This window comes from Cupriavidus sp. 207A1, from assembly GCF_057798955.1.
In genome coordinates this window covers 235,543-256,944 of sequence record NZ_JBYOJO010000002.1, presented here as the reverse complement: position 1 = coordinate 256,944, position 21,402 = coordinate 235,543, and the positions used below count along the sequence as shown (strand labels likewise).

General features: G+C 67.2%; 19 protein-coding genes. 2 read left to right on the top strand and 17 right to left on the bottom strand.

The features are described 5' to 3' along the window. Nucleotides 1-43 precede the first annotated feature (43 nt). The 13 genes from AC3FMM_RS03940 to AC3FMM_RS03880 form a co-directional block, all read right to left on the bottom strand. Nucleotides 44-1,414: a TadA family conjugal transfer-associated ATPase gene (locus AC3FMM_RS03940; RefSeq protein WP_062797211.1), complete on the bottom strand. Its 1,371-nt coding sequence runs from the start codon at nt 1,412-1,414 to the stop codon at nt 44-46. 59 nt (nt 1,415-1,473) lie between these two features. Further along, nucleotides 1,474-2,667, bottom strand: a complete 1,194-nt coding sequence (locus tag AC3FMM_RS03935) for a CpaE/TadZ family protein (RefSeq protein WP_488686145.1) — start codon at nt 2,665-2,667, stop codon at nt 1,474-1,476. Nucleotides 2,668-2,690: 23 nt separating this feature from the next. After that, on the bottom strand, nt 2,691-3,149 hold the full coding sequence (locus tag AC3FMM_RS03930; protein WP_488686144.1) for a TadE/TadG family type IV pilus assembly protein: 459 nt from the start codon (nt 3,147-3,149) through the stop codon (nt 2,691-2,693). Next, nucleotides 3,146-3,655, bottom strand: coding sequence for a TadE/TadG family type IV pilus assembly protein (locus AC3FMM_RS03925; RefSeq protein WP_488686143.1), 510 nt, complete (start codon nt 3,653-3,655; stop codon nt 3,146-3,148). The genes AC3FMM_RS03930 and AC3FMM_RS03925 overlap by 4 nt, the downstream gene beginning before the upstream one ends. A gap of 9 nt (nt 3,656-3,664) precedes the next feature. Further along, nucleotides 3,665-4,921 carry a pilus assembly protein TadG-related protein gene (locus AC3FMM_RS03920; RefSeq protein ID WP_488686142.1) on the bottom strand — a complete coding sequence of 419 codons (1,257 nt, stop codon included), beginning with the start codon at nt 4,919-4,921 and terminating at the stop codon, nt 3,665-3,667. Between the two features lie 24 nt (nt 4,922-4,945). After that, a complete protein-coding gene (locus AC3FMM_RS03915) occupies nt 4,946-5,284 on the bottom strand; it encodes a hypothetical protein (RefSeq protein WP_488686141.1) in 339 nt (112 codons plus the stop codon). Between the two features lie 34 nt (nt 5,285-5,318). After that, a complete protein-coding gene (locus AC3FMM_RS03910) occupies nt 5,319-7,202 on the bottom strand; it encodes a type II and III secretion system protein family protein (protein ID WP_488686140.1) in 1,884 nt (627 codons plus the stop codon). Nucleotides 7,203-7,268: 66 nt separating this feature from the next. Beyond that, nucleotides 7,269-8,108, bottom strand: coding sequence for a Flp pilus assembly protein CpaB (cpaB, locus tag AC3FMM_RS03905; RefSeq protein WP_488686139.1), 840 nt, complete (start codon nt 8,106-8,108; stop codon nt 7,269-7,271). A 44-nt stretch (nt 8,109-8,152) separates the two neighbouring features. Then, a complete protein-coding gene (locus AC3FMM_RS03900) occupies nt 8,153-9,574 on the bottom strand; it encodes a DUF8689 domain-containing protein (RefSeq protein ID WP_488686138.1) in 1,422 nt (473 codons plus the stop codon). 77 nt (nt 9,575-9,651) lie between these two features. Continuing rightward, entirely contained in the window at nt 9,652-10,185 is a 534-nt protein-coding gene (locus AC3FMM_RS03895; protein ID WP_488686137.1) for an A24 family peptidase, read from the bottom strand. A 56-nt stretch (nt 10,186-10,241) separates the two neighbouring features. After that, nucleotides 10,242-10,415, bottom strand: a complete 174-nt coding sequence (locus AC3FMM_RS03890; protein WP_111518798.1) for a Flp family type IVb pilin — start codon at nt 10,413-10,415, stop codon at nt 10,242-10,244. 93 nt (nt 10,416-10,508) lie between these two features. Beyond that, the gene (locus tag AC3FMM_RS03885; protein ID WP_488686136.1) at nt 10,509-10,700 is read right to left on the bottom strand and encodes a Flp family type IVb pilin; all 192 of its coding nucleotides are present in this window, start codon (nt 10,698-10,700) and stop codon (nt 10,509-10,511) included. A gap of 1,387 nt (nt 10,701-12,087) precedes the next feature. Then, nucleotides 12,088-13,557, bottom strand: coding sequence for a hypothetical protein (locus AC3FMM_RS03880; RefSeq protein WP_488686135.1), 1,470 nt, complete (start codon nt 13,555-13,557; stop codon nt 12,088-12,090). Between the two features lie 768 nt (nt 13,558-14,325). Here AC3FMM_RS03880 and AC3FMM_RS03875 point away from each other — a divergent pair. Then, a complete protein-coding gene (locus tag AC3FMM_RS03875) occupies nt 14,326-15,348 on the top strand; it encodes a glycosyltransferase family 2 protein (RefSeq protein WP_488686134.1) in 1,023 nt (340 codons plus the stop codon). A gap of 29 nt (nt 15,349-15,377) precedes the next feature. On the opposite strand, the gene AC3FMM_RS03870 is transcribed toward AC3FMM_RS03875, so the two are convergent. The 4 genes from AC3FMM_RS03870 to AC3FMM_RS03855 form a co-directional block, all read right to left on the bottom strand. Next, entirely contained in the window at nt 15,378-15,767 is a 390-nt protein-coding gene (locus AC3FMM_RS03870; RefSeq protein ID WP_116312247.1) for a GtrA family protein, read from the bottom strand. Next, complete coding sequence (locus AC3FMM_RS03865; protein WP_115708503.1) at nt 15,764-16,498, bottom strand: class I SAM-dependent methyltransferase; 735 nt, start codon at nt 16,496-16,498, stop codon at nt 15,764-15,766. Before AC3FMM_RS03865 ends, AC3FMM_RS03870 begins: the two co-directional genes overlap by 4 nt. A 32-nt stretch (nt 16,499-16,530) precedes the next feature. Beyond that, nucleotides 16,531-17,907: a sigma-54 dependent transcriptional regulator gene (locus AC3FMM_RS03860; RefSeq protein WP_115708505.1), complete on the bottom strand. Its 1,377-nt coding sequence runs from the start codon at nt 17,905-17,907 to the stop codon at nt 16,531-16,533. 1,130 nt (nt 17,908-19,037) lie between these two features. Continuing rightward, nucleotides 19,038-20,024 carry a LysR substrate-binding domain-containing protein gene (locus tag AC3FMM_RS03855; RefSeq protein ID WP_488686132.1) on the bottom strand — a complete coding sequence of 329 codons (987 nt, stop codon included), beginning with the start codon at nt 20,022-20,024 and terminating at the stop codon, nt 19,038-19,040. A gap of 81 nt (nt 20,025-20,105) precedes the next feature. Between AC3FMM_RS03855 and AC3FMM_RS03850 the strand changes: the two genes are divergently transcribed. Continuing rightward, complete coding sequence (locus AC3FMM_RS03850; RefSeq protein WP_488686130.1) at nt 20,106-21,401, top strand: MFS transporter; 1,296 nt, start codon at nt 20,106-20,108, stop codon at nt 21,399-21,401. The last annotated feature ends 1 nt before the right edge of the window (nt 21,402 follow it).

Genomic DNA, 21,402 nt, shown 5'->3' with positions numbered 1-21,402 from the left:
GTGTAGTCCCCCCGGAAGGATCGTATTGGTATGTCCTGGCTAATCAGACTTCGTAGCGCTTGGCCGGGTCGTAGGTATCGTCAGGCAGCCCCACGCCGAACACGCGCAGCCGCTCGGCAAACTTGGGATACACCCCGGTGGCGCGGAAGTTGCCGCGCACGGTCCCGTCCTTGTCCACCCCGGTACGCTGGAACGTGAAGATCTCCTGCATGTTGATGATGTCGCCCTCCATGCCGGTGATTTCCTGGATGCTGATGATCTTGCGGCGGCCATCGGTCATGCGCGCGGCCTGCACGATCACCGTGATGGCCGAGGCGATCTGCTGCCGCATGGCCTTGGCCGGCATGGTCAGGCCGGCCATGCTGACCATGTTTTCCAGCCGTGTCAGCGCATCGCGCGGGGTGTTGGCGTGGATGGTGGTCAGCGAGCCTTCATGGCCGGTGTTCATCGCGTTGAGCATGTCCAGCGCCTCGCCGCCGCGCACTTCGCCCAGGATGATGCGGTCCGGGCGCATGCGCAGCGCGTTGCGCACCAGCGCGCGCTGCGTGATCTCGCCCTTGCCTTCGATATTGGGCGGGCGCGTTTCCAGCCGCAGCACGTGGGGCTGGCGCAGCTGCAGTTCCGCGGCGTCTTCGATCGTGACTACGCGCTCGTCTTCCGGAATAAAGCCGGACAGGATATTCAGCAGCGTGGTCTTGCCGCTGCCGGTGCCGCCGGAAACCAGCACGTTGACCTTGGCCTGCGACAGCGCCTGCAGCAGCTGCGCCATCGGCGGCGTCAGGCTGCGCAGGTTGACCAGGTCGGCCACCTGCAGCGGATTCACGGCAAAGCGGCGGATCGACAGCAGTGGCCCGTCGATGGCCGAGGGCGGAATGATGGCGTTGACGCGCGAGCCGTCCGGCAGGCGCGCGTCGACCATCGGGCTGGTTTCATCGATGCGGCGCCCGACGCGCGACACGATCTTCTCGATCACCTTCATCAGATGCGCGTCGTCGTAGAACAGGACGTCGGTCAGTTCCAGCTTGCCGCGTCGTTCGACGTAGGTCTGGCGCGCGGTGTTGACCAGGATGTCCGACACCGTCGGATCCTTCAGCAGCGGCTCGAGCGGGCCGAAGCCGAACATCTCGTCGTAGATCTCGACGGTCAGCTGGCGGCGCTCGTTGTCGTTGAGCAGCACCTTCTGTTCATCGACGATCAGGTTGACCAGCGCGGTGATCTCCTGGCGCACCTGTTCCTGCGGATAGCGTGCCAGTCGCTCCAGCTCGACGCGGTCGAGCACCGTTTCGTGCACGTCGCGCTTGAGCTGATGGTAGCCGCCCGATACGGACGCTGCCGAGGTCGCGAACTGGATCGCAGCGTGACCGTTGACGGTGAAAGCAGGCTCGGCATTGGCCAGTTGTTCTCGGATCGACATGATGGACTCCTCGTTAGCGGGTGCGGATGACCGTGGCCGGTCGGCTGCAAGCGGTGAAATCAGGTGCTCTTCGCGCGCAGCATCAGGCGGCGCAGCGGCGATGCGGTTTCGGTGCGGCTGCGCCGCTCGGCCTCGGCCGGGGTGCAGAGCTGCGTGGCCATCGCCTGCAGCGCGCGCGTCATGGCGCTGCGCCGGCTCAGCTTGGCCACCGGCTCGCCGTGGCTGATGGCCTCATCCACCGCGGCCGGGTCGTCGGGCAGCGTGAACGCGGCCTTCATGCCGAAGATCTCTTCCATGGTCGCGCGCGGCATCTCGTGCTTGCGGCCGGTGCGGTTTAGCACCAGGCGGACCTTGTCGGCGGGGTAGTGCAGAGCGCTCAGGATATCGAGCAGCCTGCGTCCCGGACGGCCGAAGGAGATCGCGGGTTCGGCCACCACGCAGATGCGGTCGCTGTGGTCCAGCACGCCGATCGACAGCGGATCGATGCTCTGGCCCAGGTCGAAGATCACGAAGTCGTAGGCCGGCTGCACCACCGAGAGGATCCACTCCAGCTTGTCCTTCTGGATCTGGCTGGCCTTGACCGGGTCTGCCGCGCCGGCCAGCATGTCGAAGCCGTTGTCGACGTGCACCAGGCAGGCCTCGAGGAAGGCGCTGTCCATGCGGTCGATCTGGCTGCAGATCTCGGGCAGCGTCGACGGCGGGAGCTTGTCGCTGACGATATAGGTCAGGTCGCCGAAGTGCCGGTTCAGGTCGACCACCAGCACGCGCTTGCCCAGGTGCCGCGCCAGCGCGTCGCCCAGGTTGGCCGCGATGAAGCTGGTCCCGGCACCGCCCTTGCAGGAGATCACGGAAATCACCTGCCCGTTGTCCTGCGCGCGCGGCACGTGGGTGGCTTCCACGCGCCTGAGTGCCTCGGCCAGCTGCGCCTTGTCCAGCGGCCATGGCAGGACGTCGCGGATGCCGGCGCGCATCGCCTTGATCAGCACCTCCGGGCTTGGCGCCGGCGTGACCAGGATGCATGGCAGCTCGGGATGCTGCTGGCGCAGCATCTCGATCGCCTGCATCTGCTGCGTGCTGATGGCGGGCAGCTCCAGGATAAGCAGGTCCGCCATGCGCAGCCGGCTGGCATGCGAGGGGAAACGCCCCAGGCCTTCCTGCAGCGTCATGGCCTGGAAGTTACCCACCGCGGCGCTGACCCGGTGGATCTCGGCCAGCCGGTCGGCGTCTTCGGAAACGATCAGGATTCTGAGCATGGTGTGCTCCTGGTTCATGCGCGCTAGTTGCAGATCTTGCCGCCGGTGGAGGAGTCGAGGCTCTCCCGCGGTAGCGTGGTCGTGAACGGGGGCAGCGACACCGTGATCGGCACCACCGGAATAAAGGTCTTGACTGTGACGTCGGCTACGCTGACGGTGACAGAGCGGCAAGAACTGCGCGCCGAGTCGTCGTCGGCGTCGCAACCGCTGGGCTCGAAGGCGACCTGGATGTTGCTGGCCTTCAGCAAGGGCATCAGATGCGTCATCCGGTCCTTGATGGCGGTGTCGGTGACGTCGCACACCACCGCGATGCGGGCACCCAGCCGGGTGGCTTCGCCGGCGGTGTTCCAGTAGAACAACACGCGCGAAAACTCGGCAATGCCGATCAGCAGCATGAAGAAGATGCTGGCGACCAGGGCGAACTCGATCGCGGCTGCGCCGCTCTGGCGCGAACGCAAGCGGGGGGGGCGGATCGGATTCATAGCACCTGCCTCATTACCGTTGCGATATCGGAGAACGCCAGCGCTCCCACGTTGAGGTAGCTCTGCATGGGCGAGTAGGTGAAGCCCGAGATCTTCACTTCCACCAGGTTGATGGTCCCCGCCGGCGTGCCGGAACTGCCCCCGCCTTCGTAGATGGCAACGTTGGCAAATTGCTTGCCGTCGCAGCCGGTTGAGTCGACGCGGTCGCAGACCACCACCATGGACGTGCTGAGGCCTTTCACCAGTACCGTGCCGCCGCAAGTGGTCTTGCCATACACGGCGACGCATTTCGCCTGCTCCACCGGGTAATTCGGCTCGCTGGGCGCGTATTGCGACAGGAAGCGCGCCGCGTCGCGCGTGGCTTTGGCCAGCGCGTTGTACTGGTAGATGGCGCGCCCGAACTCCGCCACGCCGGTCACCAGCATCAGCAAGGGCACCAGGACCAGCGCGAACTCCACGGCGACCGCGCCGCGTCGCTTGCACCTGCGTTGCGAGCATCGCTTCATGATCGGCTCCTATTGCACCAGCACCGGCACGCGCGGGCCATTGCCCGTGCTGGAACCGGGCACGCCCTGGGTCGCGCAGGGGCTGGTCGGGTCCTTCGAATCGCCGAGGTACTCGATGTAGGTCACGTCCTTTGCGCTGGGTTCCTGCATCGGCTGCACCATCAGCATGCAGGCCCAGGAGGCCACCGTCGCTTGCTTGGACGAGGCCAGCTCATTGCAGTCCACCACCGGCACCTGTACCAGCCTGCGGTCGGCGCCAGCCTGGTGGACCTGCCTGGTCGACGGCGTGCCCTTGGTGACCAGTCCGGCGTTGGCATCGGTCTGGTAAGGCTCGTTGGCGGCGCGCTTCTGTATGAAGTCGGCGTAGGCGTTGCCGCCGTTCGGCGGGTTCCATGACTTGACGCTGTAGGCATAGCCGGCAAAGTCGGGCGCACCATGCTCCGGTCCCTTGTAAGAGCCGGTATAGAGCCCAAAGCGGGTATTCCATGCGGGTATCAGTGCGGAGATGCTGCCCGGCTGGCCGACCTTTGACCCCACCACCGACATGTCGCACTGTCCGGAGCCGGCAAGGAGATCCGCCAGCTCTGAGGCACCGCCTCCCGGGGGCGACAGGTCAGCCCAGCCAAAGCTGCCAGGGCCGTATGGATCCTTCTCGTCCTTCGATCTGATCCAGTCGCCGCGGTTGTACGCGGTCCTGACCGGATTCGCCGTTTGCGGCGTGCAGATATAGACCGGGATGGCGCAGGCGGTCTGCGCACTGGTGGTGGTGGCGACCGCCATGGCATTGACAGTACTGGGCTGGATATTCATCCCCGGCAACGCATTGAGAACCTGGATGAACCAGTGGGCAATTCCTGTGCGCTCGGCCGTGCATTTGACGTACTTGATCTTGTCGAGCGCGTAGGGAACCTTGTCCTTGGTATAGAAGGTGTTGTCAGGACTATCGCTGTACGAGACGTTGAGGTTCTCGAACATTTCCACGGCCTTGCCCTGGAACAAGGCAGCGTTGCTCGTGCCGGTGGCGAGGCCGGCCGCCTCGGACACCAGCAGCGGGGTGGCCCCCGTGACGTCGCGGGCGGCCGCCAGCGCGCAGGCATCGACGCTGTTCTGCAGCTCGCTCTTGGTCACATAGAGCTTGCCGAGGTCGAGCGCCAGACCGACAAAGCCGATCAGCACGGCCAGGGACAGCCCGACGATGATGGCCACTGCGCCACGCTGGCGCTTGCGTCGCGTCAGCGTGGGTCGTGCGAAGCGCGATGTAGACATGATCGCCTCCCCGGGGTCCGGTGCTCAGCGGCTGCCGCCGCCACCCATGCCCACGCCGCCATAGCCGCCGGCGCCGAAATCGATGGTCATGGAAGGCGCCCCGCCTTGCTGGCCCTTCGACAGCGAACGGTCGAAGTTCTTCATCGCCGCCACGGCGGTCTTGCCGTCGGTGCCGGTGACGGTAGGCAGGCCGGCCGGTGCGTCGGGATTGATGATCTGCATCTGCGTGACGGTGGCCAGTGCCACGCCGCGCTGGCCGTCCCATACCGGCGTGGAGGTCATGCACGCCGACAGGCCGAGGCAGGCCAGGCCGCCCAGCACCACCACGGTGGCGCCGCGCGAAAGCTTCAGGGTCTTGTTCATGGTCGTTCTCCGGTTCTGCGGTTGGCGCGGCGGGTCAGTTGCCGCCCGATGACGTGCGGCCGGTGGTGGCCGCGGCCGCGGCCCTGGCTTGCGCCAGCCGGGCGGCGGTCGCCTCGATGCGGGCAATGCGCGCGGCGGTGTCTTCGGCGGGTGCCGGCGCCACCGCGCTGCTGCGCGCAGGGGCTGCCGGCGCGGGCAGGGGCGGGCGCAGGCTGGCTGCGGCCAATGCTTGCGGCGCGGCCGGCGCCGGCTCGTCCAGCGGCCTGCCGGTCGGCATGGCCGAGACCGCGGTGGCCGGTGCGCCTTCGCTGCGCGGCGCCGCTGGCGGTGCGGCGGGCACTGCGGCCGGCGCGGCGGGCTGCGACGGTGCCGGGGCGGGTTGAGTCGGACGCTTGCCGTCGCCTTCCATATTGCCCATGAAGTACAGCGACAGCGGGTTGGGCGTGGAGAAGCTGTCGGTCGGCAGCGGGTAGTTGCTGGTCTGCATCGGCTTGACCAGGCGCGGCGTGATGATGAACACCAGTTCGGACAGGTCCTGCTGGTATTGCGTGCTGCGGAACAGCGTGCCCAGCACCGGCACTTCGCCGGCACCCGGCAGCGCCTTGAGCGAGCCGCGCGCGCTGTCGGTCAGCAGGCCGCCGATGGCGAAGCTCTCGCCGTCACGCATCTGCACCGTGGTAGAGGCTCGGCGGGTGGTGATCACCGGCAGCACGGTCTGGCCGGTCAGGGTGCCGCCACGGATGGTGGCGCCGGTCGGCGACAGCTCGGATACTTCCGGCGCGACCTTCAGGTGGATGCGGCCATTGGCCAGCACCGTGGGCGTGAACTTCAGGCCCACGCCGAACTCTTCTTCCTGCAGCGTGACGGTGCCGGCCCCGTTCAGCACGTTGGCCTGCGCCACCGGGATATAGATCTTGCCGCCCGCCAGGAAGCTGGCTTCCTGCCCGCTGATGGTGACCAGGTTCGGCTCGGCCAGGATTTTGACCAGGCTGTCGTTCTTCTGTGCATCGATGGCGAACTCGAACGGCAGGTTGTTGGCCTTGCTGCCGAAAAAGGCCGCCGACGCGCCGGTCAGCAGCGACGTCACCAGGCCACCGGTCCAGGAGCCGAAGCCGCCCTGCAGGTTCACTGCGGAACCGAGCTGGTTCAGCAGCGTCTTGGAGACCTCGGCCACCTTCACTTCCAGCATCACCTGCTGCGGGGTATCGACCGACAACATGTTCAGCACATTGCCCTTCCGGTTGCCGCCGTTGCCGTTGCCATCGCCATTGTGCGCAGCGTTGGCGTAAGCCTGGGCAATTTCCATCGCCTGCTGTGCGGCCTGCGCGTTGGTGACACTGCCGGTCAGCACCAGGTTGTCCGCGGCGGTGGTCACGCGGATGCCCGGCTCGCCGGGCAGCAACTGGCCGAGCGAGGTCTGCAGCCCGCCGGCATCGGCGTTGACCACCACGTTGATGATGCTGCAGCTGCCGCTGCGGCCCTGCACGATCATATTGGTGGTTCCCACCGTACGGCCCAGCACATAGAGCGTCTGCGGCGACACCATGGTGGCCTGCACCACGCCCGGGTTGCCCAGGGTGCGGTTGCGTACCGGCTCCTGCAGCGTGATCAGCTGCGACTTGCCGACCGCCACGACCACGCTGGATTCACTGCGGATGGCGCCGGTGCAGTTGGGGCCGCGCGCCTCCGCCGAAGTCGCGGCCGGCGCCTGCGCGGCCGGCGCGGCAGCGCCGGGCGTCATGCTGATGGTCATCTGCATCGGGCCCTGCGGCGCCTTGGCGGCGGCCGGCGCGGTGGCCCGGGTCACGTTGCCTGCCTCGACGGCGGCCTGCGCCGCGGCGGCCAGAGGCGTGCAGAGGAAGGCGGCCAGCACCAGGATGCGGGTGCGGCCGGCGGCGTCGGATCGTGTCTGGTTCATTTTGAATCTCCCCCCGGAGAGGCTGTGTTGCAGCTCAGGATTCGTTGGATGCGACGGTGCCGGTGCTCAGAAGCACTCGACGCCGCCCTGCATGCCTGACAGCACGCCGATGCAGTTGCCGCGTGCCGGAGTCGCAGCCACCGTGCGCGTCTTGACCACGGTGCGGGTCTCGGTCTTGGTCACGACCTTGGGCGGTGCCTCCGGTGCCTTGCCCAGCAGCGTGCCCTTGGTGGCGCCGCCGGTGCTGATGTCGGCTACGTCCATCTGGTTGCGCAGCACCAGCGAGAGCGTGCCCACGCTGCGCGCGACGTCGAGCTTCTCGGCCTGGTCGGGCGTGACTTCGAGCGTCACGGCGTTGACCACCTTGGGCTGGGTTTCGTCGCGGCTGACCTGTTGCGCGACCGCCAGCACCAGGATCTTCTCCAGCACGATCTTCGAGATGCTGCTGTTCTGGTTGGTCTTCGCCTCTTCATTGGTGTTGACGATCACGTCGACGTAGTTGCCCGGCAGCGCGAAGCCGGCCACGCCGACCACGTCGTTGACGCGGACCGTGATGGCGCGCTTGCCGTCGTTGATCACCGCCGACAGGCCGCCCTTGGTGCCGATCGGTGCCAGCTTGGCGTCGAGGATGGGCTCGCCGCGCTGCAGGCTGGTGCGGACCACGCGTCCTTCCAGTGCCTTCAGGTCAGTAAATGCGCCGGGCGGCACGCTGCCCGCCGGCCAGCTGACCATGCGCAGCTGGCCGCCGTTGAGCGGCTGGCCCAGATTGAGGTCATTGGCCGCGACCACGACCTGCTTGACGGAGCCTGACGACTGCTGGACCAGCCATCGCGACGCCGACACCACCGCCGCCGCTCCCGCGACGAGGGCGATCAGCAGCATCAGGATTGCACGTGTGTTCTTCATGATGACTCTCCCCTACAGTTGTCCCGAATCCTCGGTGGTGCAGTTCAGCTGGCGGCGCGATGGTCGTCCGCCCATCGATGGCTTGCGGCGCCCGCGTGCGGCGTCGGGTCGGCCGAGGTGCGCAGCCCGTAGTAGTTCTGCCAGGCGGACAGCAGGCCGGCCTCGGTCACGTGCGTGGCATGCCCGTGGTAACGCACGCCGGAATCCACCAGGCGCAGCAGGTCCCGCGGGATGCAGGCCAGCAGCGGCGTATCGCTGGCGTAGTGCAGGCTGCCCACCAGGAAGTCGAAGACCGCGTCAGTGCTGGTCAGTCCGAAATCGGCGGCGGTGCGGTGATACACCTCGCGGTAGTCGTCCACCGACAGCGGGCCCACATAGAGCTTGCTGCCAAGCCGGCGCAGGAAGGCATCGTCGCCCAGTGCCGCCGGCTCGAGATTGCTCGAGAACACCGGCCAGACATCGAACGGCACCGAGAAGCGCACGCCGTTGTGCAGCGAGAACATGTCGACGGACCGGTCCAGCGGCACGATCCACCGGTTGAGCAGGTCGGCGACCCCCACCAGTTGCCGGCCCAGGTCATCGATGATGTAGATGCCGTTGTTGGCCTTCATGTGGGGGGGCGCCTGGTAGAAGCCGGAGGTGCGGTCATAGCGCAGGTCCAGCATCGACAGCGTCAGCTCGCCGCCGGACAGCACGACCGGGCGGTGGCACAGCGTCCAGCGGCGGTCCAGCGAGCGGTGCGCCAGCGAGGCCTCGCCCTCGTTGCAGGGCACATGGACCAGCGGGTCGAACACCTGGATGATCTCGCCGGCCACGGTAATGGCGTGCGGCACCGGCACCGCGCCGGGCAGCAGCGTGCCCAGCCGTTGCGCCAGGTAGGTCTTGCCGCTGCCGGCGGGGCCGTAGATCATCAGCGCGCGGCAGGTGTTCAGCGCCATGCCGATCGAATCCAGCAAGTGAACCGGGATCACCAGGTCGTGGAAGGCCGCGGTGACGTCCGCCTTGGTCACGCTGGCGTGGCTCACTGAGTGGTGCTTGACGGCATCGAGGTAGGCGTCCAGCGTGACCGGCGCGGTGCCGACATAGCTGCAGCGCGCCGCGGCTTCGGCCGCGCGGGCATAACCGGCATCGGTCAGGCGGAAACGCACATCGAGGTCGCTGGCGCCGCGATGCGCGATCTCCAGCAGGCGCTCGCGCACGGCGACGGCCGCGATTTCATTGACCACCAGTGCCGGCAGCTTGAGCGTGTCGGTCAGCACCGCCAGCGTGACGGTGCGGTGCTGGTAGGCGGCCTTCATCAGCAGTCCGAGCAATTGCGCGAGGTCCAGCCCGGTATCGGCGATCGTGCGCGGCAGCACGTGCCACGGCGGCAGCGGCGGCGTGCCATGCTCGGCATGGACCTTCCTGCCGGTCGCCACGGGTTCGAGGAGCCGTGGTACGTGACCTGTGTCGTGATGCTCGTTCATTGCGTCCCCCGTTCCCTGGTCAGTGTGTTCTCAATCCCGAAGGCTCCCGTTGCTGGCGGTGCGCCGCGTCGCTGGCGTCATGTACCGGCAAAGAGCACGGTCAGCGTTCCCGCGGCAATCGCCACGCCGTAGGGCATGGAGCCGGCGGACCCCGTGGCCTGGGGCGGTGCGGACCCGGAACCAGGCGCCACGGCGGCTTTGAGCATGTGTCCCACGCGGCCGAGGGTGGCGCGTCCCTGTCCGGTCGCAAACACCTGGATCAGTGCCCACAGCCCGCCGATCACGAAGGTGGCCAGCGCGATCTTCAGCGCCATGCCGGCGCCCAGCCAGGCGCCCACGGCAGCCATCAGCTTGACGTCGCCGGCGGCCATGCCGCGCAGCAGGTAGAAGGGCAGGAACAGCACCAGGCCGACCATCCAGCCCGACAGCCACGCCAGCGCGCCGGTACCCAGGCCTTGCATGGCTGCCATCACCGGCAGCGCGGCGATCCACGCGCCGAAGGTCAGCCAGTTGGGAATGCGCCGCCGGTTCAGGTCGATCGCCGCGGCGGCGAGCACGATGCCGATCGTGACGGGACCGATGAAGGGCGCGAGGGCGGTGGCGGCTTGCATGGTGGTGGGCGGGCAGCTTGGTTGTGTTCGGGTATGGACGGATCGGATCCGGCTACTCACGGCATCCTGGCGGCAATCTGCTCGTACATGCCTTGCACGGTTTCGCCGAGCGCGGACACGGAGCCGACGATTGCCATGGCGATCAGGCTGCCAAGCAACGCGTATTCGATGGACGTGACACCGCGGTCGTCGCGCAGAAAGCCGGTTGAGCTGGCGAGAAGCTTCGACATTTGGAGTCTCCGGTGTCGGTGTTGTTGGCTCGCTTTGGAAGTGGGTGCCGCATGGCCGCCCGAAGCCGGACAGCCATGCGGGCTCGCCGGCTATCAGGCCCCCGGCAAGGCGTTGGTCAGCGTGTCGCCGATGAACTGGAAGATGACGTTCAGGTTCGTGCCGATCAGGCGGACCGAAACGATGATGACAACGGCGATGAGCGCGGCAATCAGGCCGTATTCGATGGCGGTCACGCCGTCTTCGTCACGGAAGAATTGCTTCAGCATGGTGGTCAGGTTTTGCATGACAGACTCCTTTGGGTTGGAAACAAGCACTGCAGGACTACGGAACTGCGATACAGCTTGGGATGGCACCGGATATCAGCGCCGGGAAACCCGGCAGCAGGGCGGGGCGCAGATTGCGCAGGCATGGAACGGCCACCGTCCGGGACCGCCGTGCTCGATGCGCGGGTTGCGTGCCTGCAGCCGGCGTAGTGCCGACGCATGCGTGCAACGCGCGGCGCGCTGTACGTGGCCCGAGCGCGCCATGCAACGGAACGGCGCGCTGCCGGTGCCCCTGGCAGCAGCAGCGTGGGCGGCATTCCGGTGTGACATCGCAGGTTGGCGCACGACAGGCATGGTGAAGCTCCCCGTATCGTTCTGGTTTGATGCCGGCGATCGTTGCGTCGGCATTGCGGCTATCAGGACTGCTATGCCGCATGCCTGGCATAGGCAAGCGGCGGGCCAGGCATGCGCAAATCGTTGTGCCACAAGGGTTTGCGGGTAGCGCCCCGCAGCCGTCGCGGCCCTGGCAGGCGTGCGGGCGGCATTCCGGCGGGGCTTCGTTGCTGGGTGGAAACGCGGCGCTGGCAAGCCATTCCCTAGGGCGCTGCGAACGCCCTAGATCGCGCAACGTGTCCACATGCGCCGGACTAATGCGAGCGGCTCGGCAACGTCATCCAAAAGCATGAGGCGGCGATCGCGCCGGGGGGCGGCATGCGTCACAAGTTTTAGTCTTCCTGCCTGGCCTGGTCCCATGCGTCGGTGCCGGCCAGACTGACGGATGAGGACGTCTCTTGAAGGGGCCGCGTTTCCGGATAGAAACGTTGCGAATCGGAGCCGGGGTGAGAGAGAGCTGGCGGAGTTCCCGGGCATGTCCTCGAAGCCCTTGTGTGGCAAGGCTTCAAGCCTTGCGAGGCCGCGTGATTCAGCTTGGAAACACGGGGCGCGGGACGGCGCTTCCGTGCTGCAATGCCGAGCCTGCACGCACGCGGCCGCCATCATCCGCACGGGAAACGCAGGGGGAAAGGCAGCACGGCAAGACGCACGTTCATGCAGCCTTCGCGACTTGGAGAGACGTGCCGGAAGCCAATGGAGTGGGGGTTTTTCCCAGGCTTCGCGATGGTTGTCCGCGACAAGGGCAAACGGGGAACGCGGAGAGGCGCGCGGGCAGCGGCGCACAGCTGGTGCGCTGGAGGACGGTCGGGATTGCAGGATGCAGATGGCGGCGCACGTACCCCGCGGATGGCACGGGGCCTGACATGCGTGCGCGTGTTGCTGGCAGAGATGCTCGTCGTGCGCGGCGAGGCATGGGGGGGGCGTAACGCGGCGGGCACCGCGGGCGCCGGCCGTGCCGCATTGGGCGGCGCACGTATCCGGCTAGCCGGATACGCGCTCGAGCGTGCTGGCGGCGCTATCGTTCGCGGACATAGGCGACGGCAACATCATCCTGGTGGACTTTCCGCCAGCCCGGCAAGGCATCGATCCACTTCAATGCAGGACTGCCGGGTTCCAGAACCGCCCAGCGAATCCGGTATTCCTCGAACATGTCCTGCAGCGCCCTGGCATCGCCGGAACGGGCTTTCATATACCGGCGCACGAATTCGTCGCCGTAGAGGTCGGCGCGGCCGTCGATAAGCGGTGCAATGCCGGAGAAGATCAGGTAGCCGCCGAAGTTGTAGCTGTTGAAGACCGGTCCGCCGCCGCCTGCCGCGATAGCCGCATTGACAGCCTCGCGAGGCTGTATGCGCCGATGGTCGTGCTGGATGCCTTTGGCAAGCAGGAGGATGCTGGTCATGAACAGTGCCAGGCACAACGAGGTCAGGGTCCGAAGCAGCGGTGGCGACAGCTGCAGCTTGATCTCCGGACGGATCGCCGCGCGCAGCTGGGGCCCGACACTTGGCATCAGCAACAGCGGGGCCAGCAGACCGAGCAATTCGGCATAGCGGGCCGCAGTCAGGGTAAGGTGGACCAGCCCGAAGCACAGCACGATCCGCATCGGCGGCAGGCGAAAGCCGAAGTAGAGCGCGCCGAAGAGCACCATGCCAAGCCACAGCTCGACCGGCTGGACCAGGCGGAAATCTGGCGGCTTCCATTCGCCGATCACGCTGAGCGTATAGCTCATGCCGGAAACGTGGAAAGGAAAGAGCAGGCCATCCACGCCGTGCGGCGTGAGCAGGCCCGCCACGACCGTCAGTGCGAGGAAGGGGGCCCACGCCCTGGCGCTGCGGACCGGCTGCTTTTCGGTGAGGACCGCCTCGGCGGCCAGCGCTGCCGCCAGCCCGATGCCGAGCAGGAAACTGCCATGCAGGTTGGCCCAGGCCAGCATGACGACCAGCAGCCACAGGCTCGGCCGCTTGTTTTGCTGGCGCGCCAGCACCAGCTGCGCGGTCCAGATCACCATCAGCGGCCAGGCCATGACATGGGGGCGGGCGACCAGGTGCTGCGCCAGCGTCAGGAACGTAAGGAGGGTGGCGCAGAACGCGTGCAGGGGTTCGATATAGCGCAGCAGGAACCGCAACAGCACGGTCAGCGTAATGGCAGTCGCCAGCGCGGTAACCAGCACCGGCCCGGCCCAGCCGAGCCAGGCATGGGAGGCGGCAAGGATGACTTCGGCCAGCCATTCATGGGGCACCCATTTGGCGCCGTGGAACGAGAAGGAGAACGGATCGGTGGCCGGCACGGCCCGGTTGGCAAGGATCCATTTACCGGCGGCGATGTGCCAGAACGTATCGGCATCCACCAGCAGGCGCGCACCGGCGAACGAGAGGATCGAGAACACGCTGATTCCGTACAGCACCGGCCAGAACCAGCGCTGCCTGGCGCACTGCTGGAGCAGGCTGTCCGTGCCGGTTGCCCCGACCCATGTGGTATTGGTTTTCATGGCATCTCGCTATGGCTTCGATGATGGCCCGGTCTCTCAGTCCGGCGCGCACTTCCCCAATGCGGCCCGCGGGCGCGTGGCCTGCTTGCAAGGAATGCGCCATTGCCGGAGATGCCTTGGTTTTCCAGGGTTTTTCAGACCTGGCGTGCAGGGCCGGCCCAGCTTGACGGCGATGGATCGGGGGCGTCGTTTCCGCTTCGAATCGTGCTTAATTTCCTGTTGTGCAACAGCCGGTGAACGGAGACGGTGAGGTGGCGCCGGCTCTGCGCCGTAAGGATGAGCCGGAGCGCGCCGTACACCGTGCCTTTGGTGGATCCGGCCACGAAAAGATGCGCCTTCGCCATGGCCCATCGGGCTTCGCCAGGCTCGGGTCGGCGGGCGCACGGCGTTTCAGTGGAGAAACGCGGGCAAATGGCGATGCAATGGGAGGCTTCGCTCGCGACCCACGGGAAGCTAAACGCCAGGCGGGCGCGCAGCCGAAGCGGGTGGTGATTCAACCGGGAAACGCTTGCGCGAGGCAGATTTGCGCGCTTGGCCACGGACCTCCGCGGTGCTTGTATATCGCAGGTGGCCTGACCAGAATGAAGCCAGTGCGTCGATGCGTTGCCGCTGCATTTCCAGCAGCAACGCAACCGACAGCAGGCCGGGGCAGGACAGCAGCGCACGAATCGCAATGCCGTCTGCCAGCCGGGCCGATAACAAGACCATGCGCAGGACCGCGCAAGCACGACGGCGGCCACCTGCGCCACGCCGTCCGGGGAGCGCATCATGTCAGGTCCATACGAAGTCAGGCTGCTGTCGCTGGTGGTGCCCTGCTACAACGAAGCAGAAAGCATCAGCAAGTTCTTCGACAGCGTGCTTCCGGTGCTCGAGTCGATCGACGCCCTCCGCTTCGAGATCGTGCTGGTGAACGACGGCAGCACCGACGACACGCTGGACCAACTGATCGCTTATTCGCACCGCGACCCGCGCGTGCGCGTGCTGGACCTGACACGCAACTTCGGCAAGGAAGCGGCTCTGACCGCCGGCCTCGACGAGGCCCTGGGCGATGCGGTGATTCCCATCGACGCCGATCTGCAGGATCCGCCCTCACTGATCCCCGAACTGGTCAGGCGCTGGCGCGAGGGGGCAGAGGTGGTGCTGGCGCAGCGCAGCAGCCGAGCGTGTGATTCCTGGCTGAAGCGCGTCACGGCAGGTGCCTACTACCGCGTCCATAACAAGCTGTCCGACCAGAAGTTGCCGGTCAATGTGGGCGACTTTCGCCTGATGGACCGCGTGGTGGTCAATGCCCTCAAGCAGATGCCGGAGCGGCGCCGCTTCATGAAAGGCCTGTTCGCCTGGGTTGGCTACCGCACCGTGATCGTGCCGTACGAGCGCGAGGCGCGCAGCGCCGGGCATTCCAAGTTCTCGGGCTGGCGCCTGTGGAACTTCGCGCTCGAGGGCATCACCAGCTTCAGCACCATGCCGCTGCGCAGCTGGACCTACATCGGCGTGGCGATCGCGCTGGGGGCGTTTGGCTACGGCGCCTTTATCGTGGCGCGCACGCTGGTGCTGGGCATCGATGTGCCGGGCTATGCGTCGCTGCTGTCGGTGCTGCTGTTTCTCGGCGGCATCCAGCTGATCGGCCTCGGCGTGGTGGGCGAGTATGTCGGCCGCATCTACGACGAGGCCAAGGGCCGGCCGATCTACCTGGTGCGGCGCCGCTACCAGGAGACGGGGCAAAGCCGGAACATGGCGTCGGGACGGCGCGTGATCCGCATCGATCGCGGGCAAGTCAGCAACGGCCGCTGAAGCTCAATGCCGCCGGGCCCTGCCGCGAATCAATCGCGGTAAGTCCAGGCCCGGTGCAGCAGGTAGGTGAACACCGGCACGGTCAGCACCACACCCGCCAGCCCGGCCCAATAGCTGGCGCCGAGCCGTTGCGCGGTCCACGAGATACCCACGGTCAGCGCCAGGCCCAGCAGCGAGACGCTGGCAAAGCGTCGCAGGGTACGGTGGCGCAAGCGCGAGGAAAAGCTCCACAGGGTATTGAGCAGGTACGAGCACGCTGTCGCGCATACGAAGGCTACGCAGTTGGCCGCCACCGGCGAGGCATCGAGCGCGTTGATCAGCGTGGCCGTGATGGCGACATGCACGCCGGTCGAGGTGGCGCCGGAGAATAGAAAACGCGTGAATTGGCGCAGCCCGGGCGCGGTGCCGCTGGCGTTCACGATGCGCGCAGCACGGCCATCAGCGAAATGCCGAACGGCAGCGAGCCGCGCGCAAGCCAGTGGCGCTCCGCGCGGAACACGCGGTGCAGCACGTGGTTGACCGGCGCGGCCGGGACGCCGGCGCCGGTCGCGTGGCGGCTGCCACGCAGGCGGTCGCCCATGCGCGCGGCGACGGCCAGCGGGAACAGCATCGTGTTGAAATACGACATCCGCTCCACGTGCAGGCCACAGCGGCTGGCCAGCGCGTGCAGCGAACGCTTGCTGTAGCGGCGCTGGTGATGCAGAAAGACGTCGTGCGCGCTCCATAGCCACTGGTAGGCGGGCACGGTGACCAAGACCGCACCGCCCGCCTTCAGCAGCCTGGCGGCGCAATCCAGCGAGCCGGCATCGTCGGCGATGTGCTCGAGGCAGTCGAGCAGGCAGACCAGGTCGAAGCTGTGCCCGGCGAACGGCATCTGGTCGGGGCACCTGCCGTGGCGCAGGTCACAGGCGTCGCCAGCCTTCTCGCGCGCAAGGCGCAGCGCGGTGCCGTCCATTTCCACCGCGCTGACCTGGCCGAACTGCGACAGCATCGCCAGGTTGCCGCCGGTGCCCGCGCCGATCTCCAGGATCGACGCCCGGCGCGGCAAGGCCAGGCCGCAGAGGATGGTGGCGACGATCTCGCGCCGGCCACGGAACCACCAATGGCTGGCTTCGGTGTCGGCCATTTCAAGGTACGCGTCAGGGGACATGGATCCGATCCTTCAATGGGAGCGTTGAGGTGCTAGCCCTGCACGCAGATCAACCCCAGGTCTCCCTTCTTCACCTGCAGCTTGTAGTCGCGCATCAGCCGGAACAGCGTCACCCGCGAGATCCCGAGCTCGGCGGCCACGTCGATCAGCCGCTCATGGTGCCGCTGCAGCGCTTCGACAATGGCGTTCTGCTCGGCGGCCTCCCGGATCGCGGCCAGCGTTTGCGGGCGATCGTCGGCGGGCGCGGCCAGTTCCAGGTCTGCGGGCTGGATCACGCCGTCTTCGCACATGGCCGCGGCGTGGCGGATCCGGTTGATCAGCTCGCGCACGTTGCCGGGCCAGGTGTGCAGCTGGATTGCGCGCAGCGCCAGCGGCGAGAAGCCGCGGATGCGCGCCGGCGACTGCTTGCGCACGGTGTCGAGCACGTGTTCGGCGATCAGCAGGATGTCGCTGCCGCGCTCGCGCAGCGGGGGCTGGCGCACGCGCAGCACGCACAGCCGGTGGTACAGGTCGCCGCGGAAGCGCTCGGCGGCGATCGCGGCCTCGAGGTCGACGTGGGTGGCGGAGATGATGCGCACGTCCACCTCGACCGACTCGGTGCCACCCAGCCGCTCGATGCGCCCGGTCTCGAGGAAGCGCAACAGGCTGGTCTGGCTTTCGATCGGCATGTCGCCGATTTCATCGAGGAACAGCGTGCCGCCCTGGGCCATCTCGATGCGGCCCGGCTTGCGCTTGGTGGCGCCGGTGAAGGCGCCGCGCTCGTAGCCGAACAGTTCGGACATCAGCAGCGTGGGCGGGATCGCCGCGCAGTTGACCGCGATGAAGGGGCGCGAGGCCCGCGCCGAGGCGCGGTGGATGGCCTGCGCGGCAAGTTCCTTGCCGGTGCCGGACTCGCCCGAGATCAGCACCGGCGTGTCCCAGCGCGAGACCTTCTCGATGCCGCGGAACAGTGACTGCATGGCCGGGCAGCTGCCGATCATGCCGTCGGGGCGGGCCGTGCGCGGGGTCTCATGCTGCGCGCCGGGCCGCAGCCGGGCCATGCCGAGCGCATGGCCCAGGGCCTCGGCCAGGCGCGGGTGCTCGAGCGGCGCGGTGTGGTAGTCGACGAAATACAGGCCGAGCAACCGGCGCGCGGTTTCGCTCAACGCGTGCTGGCCGGCGACGATGCCGATCCAGCCGATATGCCGCTGCGCCAGCCAGGGCTCGAAGGTTTCCAGTTCGGCATCGCCGAAACCGCCTTGCAGGTCCAGCAGCGCGGCAAGGGGCTGGCTGGTCGGAGACAGGGCCTGCAGGTCCTGCAGGTTCGACGCAAAGCTGATTTTCCAGCCGCGCTGGGCAAACAGCCGGCACAGCGTGGCGTCATGGTGTTGCGACAGGTACAGCAGCGGGCGGTTGGCGTACGCGCTCATGAGATTTCCCCGGATTCTTGTTATTTGCGGAACTGGCGGCCGGCAAGGCCGGCCGCTCGCTCCGTTGGCTCTAAGGCTTGCGCCGGCGCATCGTGGCGATGCGGCGCGGCGCGCTCCCCAATTTCTGTTGTTCCACCCCGTTCTTGTCCGGGCGCACCGGCATGCCGGCTTGCCGCGGGATTCAGGTGGCACGGACCCCTTGCTTGCGCTTGCGGCCCGTGCGCCTGAATGACCTCCGCTTTATCTTGTCGACCCCATGTCATGGCGGGTGTCGATGCGGACCAGTTCCTGCCGCGTGGCCCCCGCTTACAGCGCCAGTCCAATTCCCGCCCTGGGTTGCGGGGTCGTCCTGAAACTGATCCTCGGCGAACGCGTGCCAGTGTGTTTGCCGCTTTCGTTTCAGACTTCCCCTTTGTTCCGGGCTTCTGTTCGCGGCGACATATCTGCGACGAATGTGCCAGAGCTAGCTAAGTCATTGAAAAGAAAGGTAATGCGCTAATTTGCCGAAGGCATCGCCGGCACGGTGCGATCAAAAACGTTCCGCTCTTGTTACGCCGCGCGGCCATTTCATGCTGCAACGCAAAAAATCCATTCGCGGCAAAGCAACGTATCGGGCACGAAATCATGGGGTAGGGTGCAGAAGGAGGCATTTTTTGCTCGCATAGCCCACCTAAACGAGGGAGTGCAAAATTTGAAACACGCGCGGCGGAGGGCTCCGATACTGCACCTTACCTCCCCGCAAAACAGTTTCATTTCCGTTACAAGGATTTGAAGGGCATACATCTTCCGCCGACATGGGGCGGCCGCGCCGACCTCAGCCTTTTGGTGTCGCGCACTCGCCGGCAGCGCGCACGGGATGGAGAAAACCGACGCGTTGACAGGCCTTCGGACGAATCGCGGCCGGCCGACTCAGCCGCTTCTCATCTGTTTGGATGGGCAGGGCAAGATTTCCACGCAGGCTGGCACGTGGACCCAAATGGTTGCATCCGTGAAACTCGGAGCCCGTGCCGACGATGCGGCTCGGTCCTGGCGCGTATGTGGCGGGTGGGGCCTGGCAGGCGCCAAGTCTTTGATTTAGCGGGCCCAGACGAAAATGATTCGTATTGCCAACATCGCGGCGCCAAACAATTTCACGGATGAAACTGCCCGGCATTGCCGGTGGCAACCGCGGTCGCCTGCGCGCCTTCGCCTTCCAGACGCACCTGTTCCTGCAGCCAGGCATGAAACTGCTGGATGGCCTTCTCGCGCGGGTTGCCTTCGCGCCAGGTCACCCAGTAGTGCAGGCTCGACGGAATCCGCGTGGGGCCGATCTGCACCAGCTCGCCGCTGGCCAGGTAGTCGTGCGCCAGTTGCGCGCGCGCCGTCGCCACGCCCAGCCCGGCCACGGCCGACTGCAGCATCAGGCCGGCGTCCTGGAAGATCGGACCGCGCTCGGGTTCGTCGCCAGGCAGGCCGGCGGCCTCGAGCCAGTCGCGCCAGGGCCGCAGGGCAAAGCGCAGCATCGGCAGGCGCGGCACGTCGGCCAGCGTAAAGCCGGGGTAACGCGCCAGCAGCGCGGGGCTGGCCACCGCGATCACGTGGTCTTCGATCAGGTTGTGGCACTCGAAGCCAGGCAGGTCGATGCGCTGGTGCCAGATGCCGACATCAACGCTGTACGGGTCCGGGGGCGTGATCTCCGCATGCAGCCGCAGGTGCAGGTCCAGCGCAGGCACCTGGGCATGCAGGCTGGGCAGCCGGCGGATCAGCCAGGCATTGGCCAGGTCGGCCATCACGCTGACCTGCAGCCGGATCACCGGCGGCCCGGCGCGGTTGCCGGCCTCGCGCAGCGCGCTTTCGATGTCGTCGAGCGCGCCGCGCACCTGTTCGGCCAGCCGCGCGCCCACGCTGGTGGGCGCCATCTGGCTGCCGCTGCGCTGGAACAGCTTGGTGCCCAGGCTGGTTTCGAGCGCGCGGACGTGATGGCTGATGGCGCTGTGGGTCAGGGCCAGCTCCTCGGCCGCGCGCGAGAAGCTGCGGTGGCGCGCGGCGGCCTCCAGTGCACGCAGCGCTTGCAGCGGCGGCAGGTGGACGGGGTGTCGGGCGGGACGTTGGGCGGGTCTGGCGGGGGCTTTGGCCATGGCCGTCAAATTTTACTCACAATTGCCGCAGGTATCTTTCGTTGGCTTTGCACCGGGATGGGGAAGACAATGCATCCCATCATGACGACTTCGACTTCCAACTTGTCTTCCGTGCCTTCGCAGTCCTCGCCCACGCAACCGGCCGCCGGTGCGGCCAGCGAGCGCTGGCGCGTGCTGGTGGTGTTTTCGCTGGGCTTCCTGGTGTCCTATGTATTCCGCGGCGTCAACCTGGGCTTCGCGCCGCACCTGACGCGCGAGCTCGGCCTCAATGCCGGCGACCTGGGCCTGCTCACCAGCTTCTATTTCCTTGGCTTTGCCTGCGCCCAGCTGCCGGCGGGCATCCTGCTGGACCGCTACGGCCCGCGCCGCACCGAGGCGGCGATGCTGCTGGTGGCGGTGGCCGGCTCGCTGGTGTTCGCGCTCGCGCCCGGCATGGCCGGTCTGGCCGCCGGCCGGCTGCTGATCGGCGTGGGCGTGTCGGTGTGCCTGGGCGCCGCCATCCAGGCGCTGTCGATGTGGTTCCCGCTGTCGCGCATGCCCTTGCTCAACGGCGTGGTGATGGCCATCGGCGGGCTGGGCGCGGTGCTGGTCGGCACGCCGCTGTCGTGGCTGCTGTCGCTGACCGACTGGCGCAACATCAGCCTCGGCCTGGCCGGCGTGTCGCTGGCGATGGCGGCGCTGCTGTGGTTCAGTGCGCCCGACAAGCCCCGCGTCGGCAAGGAAAGCCTGCGCGAGCAGCTGCGCGGCACGCGCCAGATCCTGGGCAGCGAGCGCTTCTGGCGCGTGGTGCCGCTGACGCTGCTCAACCAGGGCGTGTTTCTGGCGGTGCAGACGCTGTGGGTAGGCGCTTTCCTGCGCGATGTGTCCGGCTACGACGCTGGCACCAGCGCGCAGCTGGTGTCGGTGATCGGCTTTGCCATGATGGCCGGCTGCGTCGGCTCGGGCTGGGCCGCGCGCCACCTGGAACGCCTGGGCGTGAGTCTCTATGCCTTTGCCGGCGCCGGCATGACGGGCTTTATCGTGATCCAGCTGCTGCTGATGGCGCAGGTGCCATTGCCTGCGATGCTGCTGTGGGCCGCCTATGGCGTGTTCGGCTCCAGCGGCATCCTGACCTATGCGGTGCTGGCGCGCAGCTTTCCCGATGCACTGATCGGCCGCGCCACCACGGCGCTGACACTGACCGTGTTCCTGTCGACCTTTGCCTGCCAGGTGGGCGTCGGCTTCGTGCTCGACCTGTGGCCGGCCACCGGTGGCCATCACCCGAAGGCGGCGCACCTGGCGGCGTGGGCGGGGCTGGTGGGGCTGCAGGCGCTGGCAGCGATTTGGTATGCGCTGGGCGGGCGGCGCGCGCGCCGCGAGGCGGCTGCCGCCCGCTGAG

Excerpts from the sequence above, each read along its gene's own strand:
- AC3FMM_RS03900 (WP_488686138.1), bottom strand. The coding sequence starts at position 9,574 with ATGAACGAGCATCACGACACAGGTCACGTACCACGGCTCCTCGAACCC.
- cpaB (WP_488686139.1), bottom strand. The coding sequence starts at position 8,108 with ATGAAGAACACACGTGCAATCCTGATGCTGCTGATCGCCCTCGTCGCG.
- AC3FMM_RS03935 (WP_488686145.1), bottom strand. The coding sequence starts at position 2,667 with ATGCTCAGAATCCTGATCGTTTCCGAAGACGCCGACCGGCTGGCCGAG.
- AC3FMM_RS03925 (WP_488686143.1), bottom strand. The coding sequence starts at position 3,655 with ATGAAGCGATGCTCGCAACGCAGGTGCAAGCGACGCGGCGCGGTCGCC.
- AC3FMM_RS03920 (WP_488686142.1), bottom strand. The coding sequence starts at position 4,921 with ATGTCTACATCGCGCTTCGCACGACCCACGCTGACGCGACGCAAGCGC.
- AC3FMM_RS03940 (WP_062797211.1), bottom strand. The coding sequence starts at position 1,414 with ATGTCGATCCGAGAACAACTGGCCAATGCCGAGCCTGCTTTCACCGTC.
- AC3FMM_RS03885 (WP_488686136.1), bottom strand. The coding sequence starts at position 10,700 with ATGCAAAACCTGACCACCATGCTGAAGCAATTCTTCCGTGACGAAGAC.
- AC3FMM_RS03875 (WP_488686134.1), top strand. The coding sequence starts at position 14,326 with ATGTCAGGTCCATACGAAGTCAGGCTGCTGTCGCTGGTGGTGCCCTGC.
- AC3FMM_RS03890 (WP_111518798.1), bottom strand. The coding sequence starts at position 10,415 with ATGTCGAAGCTTCTCGCCAGCTCAACCGGCTTTCTGCGCGACGACCGC.
- AC3FMM_RS03910 (WP_488686140.1), bottom strand. The coding sequence starts at position 7,202 with ATGAACCAGACACGATCCGACGCCGCCGGCCGCACCCGCATCCTGGTG.
- AC3FMM_RS03850 (WP_488686130.1), top strand. The coding sequence starts at position 20,106 with ATGACGACTTCGACTTCCAACTTGTCTTCCGTGCCTTCGCAGTCCTCG.
- AC3FMM_RS03915 (WP_488686141.1), bottom strand. The coding sequence starts at position 5,284 with ATGAACAAGACCCTGAAGCTTTCGCGCGGCGCCACCGTGGTGGTGCTG.
- AC3FMM_RS03880 (WP_488686135.1), bottom strand. The coding sequence starts at position 13,557 with ATGAAAACCAATACCACATGGGTCGGGGCAACCGGCACGGACAGCCTG.
- AC3FMM_RS03855 (WP_488686132.1), bottom strand. The coding sequence starts at position 20,024 with ATGGCCAAAGCCCCCGCCAGACCCGCCCAACGTCCCGCCCGACACCCC.
- AC3FMM_RS03860 (WP_115708505.1), bottom strand. The coding sequence starts at position 17,907 with ATGAGCGCGTACGCCAACCGCCCGCTGCTGTACCTGTCGCAACACCAT.
- AC3FMM_RS03930 (WP_488686144.1), bottom strand. The coding sequence starts at position 3,149 with ATGAATCCGATCCGCCCCCCCCGCTTGCGTTCGCGCCAGAGCGGCGCA.
- AC3FMM_RS03865 (WP_115708503.1), bottom strand. The coding sequence starts at position 16,498 with ATGTCCCCTGACGCGTACCTTGAAATGGCCGACACCGAAGCCAGCCAT.
- AC3FMM_RS03895 (WP_488686137.1), bottom strand. The coding sequence starts at position 10,185 with ATGCAAGCCGCCACCGCCCTCGCGCCCTTCATCGGTCCCGTCACGATC.